This window comes from Reyranella sp., assembly GCF_050185545.1.
Taxonomy (GTDB): Bacteria; Pseudomonadota; Alphaproteobacteria; order Reyranellales; family Reyranellaceae; genus Reyranella.
In genome coordinates this window covers 16,810-26,560 of the sequence record NZ_JBFWZI010000105.1, presented here as the reverse complement: position 1 = coordinate 26,560, position 9,751 = coordinate 16,810, and the positions used below count along the sequence as shown (strand labels likewise).

General features: G+C 67.0%; 6 protein-coding genes and 2 pseudogenes. 3 read left to right on the top strand and 5 right to left on the bottom strand.

Annotated elements, in window-relative coordinates; translation table 11 throughout:
- Positions 1 to 245, top strand: a pseudogene (locus AB7O82_RS23945) (hypothetical protein); the annotation flags it as partial.
- A 659-nt stretch (positions 246 to 904) separates the two neighbouring features.
- Here AB7O82_RS23945 and AB7O82_RS23940 read toward each other — a convergent pair.
- The gene (locus tag AB7O82_RS23940; protein ID WP_428549742.1) at positions 905 to 1,180 is read right to left on the bottom strand and encodes a hypothetical protein; all 276 of its coding nucleotides are present in this window, start codon (positions 1,178 to 1,180) and stop codon (positions 905 to 907) included.
- 230 nt (positions 1,181 to 1,410) lie between these two features.
- Here AB7O82_RS23940 and AB7O82_RS23935 point away from each other — a divergent pair, with 230 nt between their 5' ends.
- A complete protein-coding gene (locus AB7O82_RS23935; protein ID WP_428549744.1) occupies positions 1,411 to 2,136 on the top strand; it encodes an enoyl-CoA hydratase/isomerase family protein in 726 nt (241 codons plus the stop codon).
- A gap of 118 nt (positions 2,137 to 2,254) precedes the next feature.
- On the opposite strand, the gene AB7O82_RS23930 is transcribed toward AB7O82_RS23935, so the two are convergent.
- On the bottom strand, positions 2,255 to 3,289 hold the full coding sequence (locus AB7O82_RS23930; protein ID WP_428549746.1) for a TIGR03617 family F420-dependent LLM class oxidoreductase: 1,035 nt from the start codon (positions 3,287 to 3,289) through the stop codon (positions 2,255 to 2,257).
- A 106-nt stretch (positions 3,290 to 3,395) separates the two neighbouring features.
- On the opposite strand from AB7O82_RS23930, the gene AB7O82_RS23925 reads away from it, so the two are divergent.
- Complete coding sequence (locus tag AB7O82_RS23925) at positions 3,396 to 5,039, top strand: GMC family oxidoreductase (RefSeq protein WP_428549748.1); 1,644 nt, start codon at positions 3,396 to 3,398, stop codon at positions 5,037 to 5,039.
- A 414-nt stretch (positions 5,040 to 5,453) separates the two neighbouring features.
- Here AB7O82_RS23925 and AB7O82_RS23920 read toward each other — a convergent pair whose 3' ends face one another.
- From AB7O82_RS23920 to AB7O82_RS23910, 3 genes and pseudogenes are all read right to left on the bottom strand, one after another.
- The gene (locus AB7O82_RS23920; RefSeq protein WP_428549750.1) at positions 5,454 to 6,695 is read right to left on the bottom strand and encodes an amidohydrolase family protein; all 1,242 of its coding nucleotides are present in this window, start codon (positions 6,693 to 6,695) and stop codon (positions 5,454 to 5,456) included.
- Positions 6,696 to 6,862: 167 nt separating this feature from the next.
- Positions 6,863 to 9,034, bottom strand: coding sequence for a catalase (locus tag AB7O82_RS23915; RefSeq protein WP_428620316.1), 2,172 nt, complete (start codon positions 9,032 to 9,034; stop codon positions 6,863 to 6,865).
- 285 nt (positions 9,035 to 9,319) lie between these two features.
- Positions 9,320 to 9,751, bottom strand: a pseudogene (locus tag AB7O82_RS23910) (hypothetical protein); the annotation flags it as partial.

Sequence of the window (9,751 nt, the reverse complement as noted above, 5' to 3'; positions counted from 1 at the left end):
AGGAGGCGATCCGCCTGTCGCGCGAGGGCCTGCGCCTGAAGGCCGACTTCGTCGGCGCCCACCGCGTGCTGACGGCGGCGGCGGCGATGGCCGGCCGGCACGAGGAAGCGCGCGCCGCTTTGGGCGAACTGCGCCGCGCCCAACCCAACATCTCGCTGGCCTGGCTCGCCGAGCACATTCCCATCAAGCGCGACGTTGATCGCGCGCACTACCTCGACGCCTTCCGCCGCGCCGGCCTGGACTGATTCGCGCCTCGTGCGCCGGGAGCGCGCCACTCCGATGGCGCCCATGATCTTCTCCTCCCCCAGCTCTCGCTGGGGAGGTGTCGCCGTCTTACGGCGACGGAGGGGTCATGGATCTCATGAATCATGACCCCTCCGTCCGCGAAGACGCGGACACCTCCTCAGCGGAGCTGGGGGTGGAGAAGATATTGGGCGCCATCGGAGTGGCGCGCTCATAGGCGCTAACTTTGCCCATCGACGTCGCCACTTTGCTGGGAGCGCGCCACTCCGATGGCGCTCATGGGATGTGTAATCACCAAGAAGAGCGCCATCGGAGTGGCGCGCTCCCAGCGCATGACGCGTTCTTTTGGCAAAGTTCAGAACTCCTGACATAGGCCAATGCGGGAATGTCCGGCCCTGCGAGAGCAGACACGTTTGGGTCCGCAGCCGATGCCGAAGGCCCTCTTGTCTCGCGAGCAGAACACGTTTTCGATGCCACCCCACCAACGAAAACTCCAGCATTTTCGGGTACCACAACCGCCTATGTCAGGAGTTCTGAAGTTAGCGCCAGTGAGTGGCGCGCTCCCAGCAAAGACGCATGAGCGGGCGGGACGCCCGCGGTCCGGAAGAGCATGAGCGCGCTCGCGGCCACGCGCTTCCTTCACGCGACGCAGGCAAGCCCGCTACTGCAGCCGCTCGATCTTCGCGGCCATGTCGGGGATCAGCCGCACCCGGTACGTCGCGTTGGTGCAGGTCAGGATCCACACCGGCTCGTCCGGCCACGATTGCTTGACGAGCTTGAGCGCGCTCGCCGAGCCCTCGCAGGGATGGCCTTGCGTGCGCACCTGCGCGGCGATGTCCTCGGCCGGCGGAATGATCTGCGCGCGCACGGTTGCGGCAAGCAGAACGGCGGTGAGCCCGACGGCCCAGGAGAAACGGAGGAGGTGCTGCGATTTCACGGTTCGATCCTGGTTGCAACCCTAAGCCCGCGCGACGCCGCAGACAACTTGCCGACGCCGCTCCCTGCGCCAGGATGCGTCAGGATGGGAGACCCATGAAGTCCAAGAGATGAACCACCACCGCCGCCTGCCGACCGCCGGCATCGCTGAGCGAGATCGGGGCGTGGCGGAAGGTCGCGAAGACGGCGAACATCTGAGTCGAATGACCAGGCATCGGGAAGGGACCGTCGATGGACGAGGTGTTGCTGATCGAGAATCGCGGCGCAGTGCGGCTGCTGACCCTGAACCGCCCGGCCAAGCTCAATGCGCTGAACGCCGATCTCGTGCACGCGCTGTCCGGTGCCCTCGGCGCGGCGCAGACGGACGACGGCGTGTCGGTGGTGATTCTGGCGGGCTCGGGACGGGCGTTCTGCGCTGGCATGGACACCTCCACGCCGCGCGTGCTGACGACGGAGAACCGCAGGGACCTGGTGCGCCATGCCGACGACAGCGTCGCCTTGTTCAACCTGCTCGCGCGCATCGACAAGCCGATCATTGCCGCGGTCCACGGCTATGCGCTGGGCGCCGGCTGCAGCCTGGCGTTCGGCAGCGATCTCGTCGTGGCGGCGGAGAGCGCGCGCTTCGGCTATCCCGAGCTGAAGGCGGGACTGACCGCCTCGACCGTCTCGGCGCACGCGGCGCACGTGATGAGCAAGAAGATTGCCCTCGAACTGCTGCTGCTCTGCGAGAACATCACGCCGCAGCGCGCCTACGAGCTCGGCCTGGTGAATCGCGTCGTTGCGAACGATCAGCTCCAGACGGCCGCGCTTGCCATGGCCGAGACCATCGCCAAATGGAACGGCGAGTTCGTCGCCCAGACCAAGCGTACCTTCCACCGTGCCGCGAGTCTCGACATCGAGCAGGCAATGGAGATGGCCCGCGATATCTCCGTCCTGATGGCGCGTCTGCCGCAGTAGTTCATTTCTTCCGGACCGCGAGCGTCCCGCTCGCTTGGCGCACGCAGTGCACCATTCATGAGCGCGCAAGGCGCGCCGAAGAGCGAGCGGGACGCTCGCGGTCCGGAAGACGATGAGCCTACGCCGCCTCGCGCACGGCGCGTGCGATCTCGCCCCAGCGGGCCAGCGTCTTGGGATCGACCTCGCGCCAGTGCGAGGCGAGGTAGATGACCAGCCGCGAGGCGATTCCCTTGTAGCGGGCGATCATGCGGTCGGCGACGTCGTCCCAGCGCGCGACCACGGCGAACTGGTCGAGGATCTCGTCGGTGATAAGGGCCTCGCTGCGCGCACTGTCGCCCGACCGGAGGCAATCGCGCAGCTGGTCGCGCATGCCGGTATAGCCGAGGTCGTCGAACTGGAAGGCGTAGTTTGGCGTGGCGCCGTAGAAGGCGATGGTCGTCTTCGCCTCCCTGATCGGCACGATGCGCTCCTCCGGCGTATCGCCGGCCGCCACGATCACCGGGACGATCAGGTCGACCTTCGACGGATCGCGCCCTGCCCGCGCCGCGCCCTCGGCGACACCGGGCAGCAGTCGGTTCTTGATGTAGTGCATCGAATGCATGGGATGGACGTGGATGCCGTCGGCGACCTCGCCCGCCACCCGCACCATGATCGGGCCCACCGCCGAGATGTCGACCTTCACGTCCTCGTAGTCGTGCCGCGACGGCGTCCATTGCTCGGTCAGCAGCGAGAGCTTGTAGTACGGGCCGTCGTGCTGCAGCGGACCCTCGCGGCGGAACGCCGACAGGCAGGCCTTCACCGCCTGCACGTAGTCCTTCATCTGCGGCGCCGGCTTGTCGAACGGGCTGGCATAGCGCCTGGTGATGTGCGCCTTGACCTGGCTGCCCAGCCCGAGCCGGAACTTGCCTCGGGTGTTCTGCGCCAGCTCCCAGGCGATCTCGGCCGAGATCATCGGGCTCCTCGCAAACGCGATCGCGATGCCGGTCGAGAAATGCAGGGAGGGCGCCGCCATCGCCGCGGCGGCGATGTTCATCCACGGCACCTGGTGGCCTTCGGTGAACAGCATGCCGGAGAATCCGGCCGCCTCGGTGCGGCGCGCCAGGTCGGCCACGCGATCCCACGTGGTGGCGCGCGTCATGACGTCGAATTCCATGGTCGTCTCCCGTACCGCGGTGCGGCTGTCCAGGAAGCGCCGCCGCCCGCGGCCTTGCCACGGCCGCGACAGCCGGGTCAAGCTTGCCACGAAGGAGCGCCTCGCCATGCCGACTGCTGAAGAGCCTTATGACTACATCGTCGTCGGCGCCGGCTCGTCGGGCGCCACGCTCGCCGCCCGGCTGAGCGAGAGCGGCGCCTACCGCGTGCTGCTGCTCGAGGCCGGCACCGAGGAGTCGAATTACTTCTGGTCGCGCGTCCCGGTCGGCGTCTCCAAGATGATCGACCTGCCCGCCGTCAACTGGTGTTTCAGCGCCGAACCCGACGATGGCTCAGGCGGTCGTCGGATTGAAGTTCCTCGCGGAAAAATGCTGGGCGGGTCGAGCTCGATCAACGGCATGGTCTACATCCGCGGCCAGGCGCAGGACTACGACCATTGGGCGCAGCTCGGCAATCGCGGCTGGAGCTGGCAGGACGTGCTGCCGGTCTACAAGCGCATGGAGAATTACGACGGCGGCTCGGACGAGCTGCGCGGCCGCAAGGGGCCGCTGCGCATCACCGACACGCCGCGCCACAAGATCCCGCTGCTCGAGAAGATGATCGAGGCGGCACAGAAGATCGGTCTGCCCTTCAACCCCGACCTCAACGGGGCGACGCAGGAGGGCATCGGCATGTCGCAGGTGACGATCGCCAAGGGGCGGCGGCAGAGCACGGCCTTTTGCTATCTCGATCCGGCGCGCGGGCGGGCCAACCTCGTGATCGGGAAGGGCGCGATGGCCGAGACGCTGATTCTCGAGGGCAGGCGCTGCGTCGGCGTGCGCTACGCCGTGGGTGGCGCCAGGCGCGAGGCGCGCGCCGCGCGCGAGGTGGTCGTGAGCAGCGGCTCGATCAATTCGCCCAAGCTTCTGGAGCTTTCCGGCATCGGCCAGGGCGAGCTGCTGCGCGGCCTCGGCATCGCGCCGGTCCACGAGCTGAAAGGTGTCGGCGAGAATCTGCGCGACCATTATTCGCCGCGGGTGAAGTTCGCCATCACCGAGCGCAATGCCACCTTCAACGACAATGCACGCGGCTGGCGGCTCGCCCGCGAGGCGATCAAGTACGCGCTGTGGGGCGAAGGTTTCCTGGCCACGACGTCGGTGCCGATCCGCATGTACTTTCGCACCCGACCGGGGCTCGAGACGCCGGATGCCACGGTCTCGGTGCTGCCGTTCCTCTACGAGCGCGTCGGACACGAGCGCCGCATCGCACGCCGCCGCGGCATCACCATGAACATCAACGTCCTGCGTTCGGAGAGCACCGGCTCGATTCACATCAAGTCCGCCGATCCCGCCGAGCCGCCGGCGATCCGGTTCAATTTCCTGTCCGCGCGCGCCGACCGCGAGGGCCTGCTCGCCGCCATCCGCAAGGGTCGCGAGCTGATGGCGACCTCACCGCTCAAGGAGATCACCGGCGAGGAGATCGCGCCGGGCGCCACATTGCAGACCGACGACGAGCTGCTCGACTGGGTGCGCAACAATGCCGAAACGACGTATCACCCGGTCGGCACCTGCAAGATGGGCGCCGATGCGATGGCCGTGGTCGACAACGAGCTCAAGGTGCACGGCATCCAGGGCCTGCGCGTCGCCGACGCCTCGATCATGCCGACGCTGACCAGCGGCAACACCAACGCACCCTGCATCATGATCGGCGAGAAGTGCGCCGAGATGGTGCTGGCCGCCGCGACCGCACAGGACCGGCGCAAGGCGGCGTAGCTCATGCTCTTCCGGACCGCGGGCGTCCCGCCCGCTCATGATTAACGAGCGGGCGGGGCGCCCACCGTCCAGAAGAATGATGCTCATTGCCGGGAGCGCGCCACTCATGGGCGCTAACTTTGGCCGGTCCAGCAAAGTCCTCATCCTGAGGAGGTCGCGTAGCGACCGTCTCGAAGGATGCGCGACAGACCAGATCGCTGGAATAGCGGTGTTGCAACATCGGATTTGTTGCCGACCAAAGGGCGAAGGTTACTTCGCCCGAATCGAGACGCGGCCTCCAGGCCGCTCCTCAGGGTGAGGTCCCTTTGTAAGTCAAGCTAGCGCCTATGAGCGCGCCACTCCGATGGCGCTCTTCTGGTCGATCACAGATCCCTTGAGCGCCATCGGAGTGGCGCGCTCCCGGCGCTTGACCCCCTATGGCCGGTGCAGGCGTGCCGGCTCGCGGGTCACGGTGCGGCGGCCGCGCTTGTAGGCGGCGAGGACCGGGGCCACGGTACGCAACGCGGTGACCGGGTCGGGGGCGTCGAGGACGACCAGATCGGCCGGCGCGCCGACAGCGATGCCGTAGTCCTCGAGCCGCATCAGCCGGGCGGCGGCCGAGGTCGTCATGTCCCAGGCGGCGCGCACCTCGTCGTCGGAGCCGCGCTGGGTCACGATCGCCTGGAGATTGACCTGGCGCAGCAGCTGGCCGTCGCCGAACGGCGTAAAGGGATTGAGGATGTTGTTCGAGGCGATCGAGCAGACGACGCCCAGCTCGGCCAGGCGGTTGGCGTCGACGACGTTACGCGGCACGTTGTGGTCGGTGTGCCGGCCGCCGAGATAGAGGTCGGTTGCCGTCAGCACCGTGAGCGCGACGCCGGCATCGGACATGCGCCGGGCGACCTTGTCCATGTCGGGCTGGCGCATCGAGGCGAGCTTGGAGACGTGGCCGATCGCGACCCGGCCGCCCCAGCCGTACTTTTCCGTGAGCTCGCACACCAGCAGCGTGTCGAGTTCCTCGGCCGAGGCGCCGCTGTCGAGATGCATGTCGATATCGACGTCGAACTCGCGCGCCATCTCGAAGACGCGGCGGATCTGCGCCGGCCGGTCAGTGTCGTAATTGGGCGCCGCGCCGACGACGGTCGCGCCGTTCCTCAGGGCGGCGATCATGAGCTCGTCGGTGCCCGGGTTGTTGGTCAGGCCCTCCTGCGGCATCACGCAAATCTCGAGGTCGATCGCCCAGGCATAGCGCTCGATCAGGGCCCTGACGCCTTCGAGGCCGCGCAGGCCGACCTTGGGGTCGACCTCGACGTGGGTGCGCATGCGCGTGCAGCCGTGCGAGATGCACTTTTCCAGGGTGCCACTTGCCCGCTCGATCACGTCCTCGACGGTGAAGGTGTGCTTGACGGCGGACGTGCGCTCCATCGCGCGGTGCGGGAAGCGCGCGGTCTCGCCTTCGCAGCGGCCGAGGATGCACGATTTGTCGAGATGGATGTGCGTCTCCACGAAACCGGCCGAAACCAGCCGGCCGCCCACCTGCATCTGCTCCCGCGCCGTGCCGCCGAGCCCCGGCGCGAGAGCCGCGATACGCCCATCCTTCACGCCGATGTCGATGGACGGCTGGTCCGGCCCGAAGTCGGAAAGGCGTGCATCGCGCAATACGAGGTCGAAATCCATCGCCGGCTCTCTCTACTGTTGGCCGGCGAGCATGTTGCACTATCCGCGCCTGTTGTCCCTCCCTGAAACCGGTCCGGCCAGGGCCCTGCGCCAGCACGCCCGTGTAGCATGTGGTTGGGGGATTGCGATCCATGGCCCTCCGGTCACGCCAGCCCTCCGCGAATCGGTCATGACGGCTCGAGCGCCGGCACGCGGCGGGGGAAGCGGTGACGACGAAGATGCTCGACGAGACGAGAGACGAGCGCAGCGCCGTTTCCGGTCGCCAGACCCTCGGCATCAGCGGGCACCTGGGCGGCTTGCAGCAGGCCTCTGGCATCCTCGGCAACGGCGATCGGCTTGCCGTGGCGATAGGCTTCGTGGAGGAAGCGCTGCGCCAAGGTCATCGTGGCGAGCCTGCCGGCGACTCCACCCGGCACCACCACCGCGTCGTAGACCACCGAGGGGGCGTTGGCTGCGGCGCGGTTGACCTTGATCGCCTTGCCGGCCGCCTGCACCGACCCGGCTGTCGGACCGATCGTCTCTGGAACCAAAGCGGCCTCGACGAGGGCGGCGATTGCCGCCTCCACTTCGTCGGCATTGGCGCCGTCGGCCAGGAGGATGGCGACCTTGCGGCCAGCAATGCTGGGCGGCGGCTTGTCCATGCTGAGGGCCGGTGACTTCAGGCTCGCAGCATCCCTGTTCAAGGGGCCGGCGGGCGTAGGCGCCGACGGGGTCGGATCGTCCGGGGTGCCGACCGGCGCAACCACGATGCCCGTCGCCCGCGAGACCATGTTCGCGAGGTCGCGGTGAATGTTGACCAGGATTTCGTTCATGGTGCGGGCGCGGACCGGCTCGTCGACCACCTGGTTAAGCTCGAAGGCGAAGGCGGCGGCGATATGGTCCTTCTCCCAGTCGCTCATGCTGTTCCAGAATTGCGTCGCCTGGCTGAAATGGTCGGCGAAGCTCGGGCTGCGCTCGCGCACCTTGGGGCCGGAGGCCTCCTTCGGCTGGACCGAGCGGAAGGCGGCGGCGGTCGGCGAGTGCATGGGGCATCCGCCACCCAGGCTGTTGGGGAAATAGGAGACCTTGCCCTTGTTGATGATGGTGCGCGCGAAGCCGTCGCGCTGGTTGTTGTCAACCGGGCGCAATGAGCGATTGATCGGCAATTCGTGGAAGTTGGGCCCGACCCGGCGAAGCTGGGTGTCGATATAGGAGAACAGCCGTCCCTGCAGAAGCGGATCGTTGGTGAAGTCGATGCCGGGTATGACGTGCCCTGTATGGAACGCCACCTGCTCGGTTTCGGCGAAGAAATTGTCAGGATTGCGGTTGAGGGTCAGCTTGCCGACCTTGATCACCGGCACCAGCTCCTCGGGAATGATCTTCGTGGCGTCGAGCAGGTCGAAGCCGAACTTGTGCTCGTCGGTCTCCTCGACGACCTGAAAGCCCAGCTCGTACTCGGGATAGTCGCCGCGCTCGATCGATTCGTACAGGTCGCGGCGATTGAAATCAGGGTCCTTGCCGGAAATCAGCTGGGCTTCCTCCCAGACCAGAGAGCAAACCCCCTTGACCGGCTTCCAGTGGAACTTCACGAGGCGCGACATACCTTCGGCGTTGACCAGGCGAAACGTGTGGACGCCGAAGCCTTCCATCGTGGCGAAGCTGCGCGGGATGGCGCGATCGCTCATCAACCACATCAGCATGTGCGCACTCTCCGGAGTGAGTGAGACGAAGTCCCAGAAGGTGTCGTGCGCCGATTGTGCCTGCGGAATCTCGTTATGGGGCTCGGGCTTCACCGCGTGGATGAGATCGGGGAATTTGTTGGCGTCCTGGATGAAGAACACTGGCATGTTGTTGCCGACCAGATCCCAGATGCCGTCCGGCGTATAGAACTTCACCGCGAAGCCGCGGACATCACGCGGCGTGTCCGTCGATCCGCGCGAGCCGGCGACCGTCGAGAAGCGCACGAATACCGGCGTCTTCACCGCCGGATCCTGGAACGGCGCCGCCATGGTGAGCCGTTGCTGGCTCTCGTAGACCTCGAAAACGCCATGCGCCGCGGCACCGCGGGCATGAACGACGCGCTCGGGAATGCGCTCGTGGTCGAAGTGCGTGATCTTCTCACGCATCAGGATGTCTTCGAGAAGGGTTGGCCCGCGCATGTGCGACTTCAGCGAGTTCTGGTCGTCGCTCACCCCGACGCCTTGATTTGTCGTGAGCAACTCGCTGGGCGCTGCCGTGTCGCCGGCCAGATCGAGGGTCTTGTCCGTCTCCTGGCGCGGGGCGGGCGGCTTGTCTCCAGCCGTCGTCTGCCCCGAGGTGCGAGCCGGCGACGGTGGCGGATTCTTGCTGGGATGGATCATGTCAGCCTCGGTTGGTTGGCGTCGAGCGGTTGGGGCGTGCCGCTTGGCAGCGGCCTTCGGCTTGGTGGCTTTGCGGACTTTCGGGCGATTGCTCGGCAACAGCATCTCCTCGCGATCGGCGCCGGATGAACGTGGCTTCGGCTTTGGCGTTCCTGCCTGGAAGAACGTGAATGCGACAGCCGATGAGATCGTGAAGCTCGGTACGATTTCCGGCTCATCACGGCCGTCGGCGGCACAAATGAATGGCCCGCCAATCGGCGGGCCATCTGGGGATTGCTTTCCGGGCTAGCGGCGGTTGTGCCAGCCGCGACGCGAGGCTTCGGCATGGCCCCGGGAATCCCCGAACCAGCCGCCGTGGCTGCTGCCGCGCAGGCGCGACCCACGGCGATCATCGTCGTCCTCATCGCGGCTGCGCGAACGCGCGGCACGGCGCGCCGCCTCGGAATGACCCTCCGGATCGCCGAACCAGCCTCCGCGACCGTGGCCGCGATCATCGTCGTCGTCATCATCGTAGCGGCCGCCGCGCGAGCGGTAGCCGCGATTGTCCTCGTCCCAGCGCTCGCGCGCCGCCTCGGCATGACCTTCGGAATCGCCGAACCATCCGCCGCGGCCACGGCCGCGTCCACCGCGATCGTCGTCGTCGTCATAGCGGCTGCTCCGCGAACGGTAATAGCGGTCGTCGTCGAAGCGGCTGCGCGCCGCGCGCGAATGGCCTTC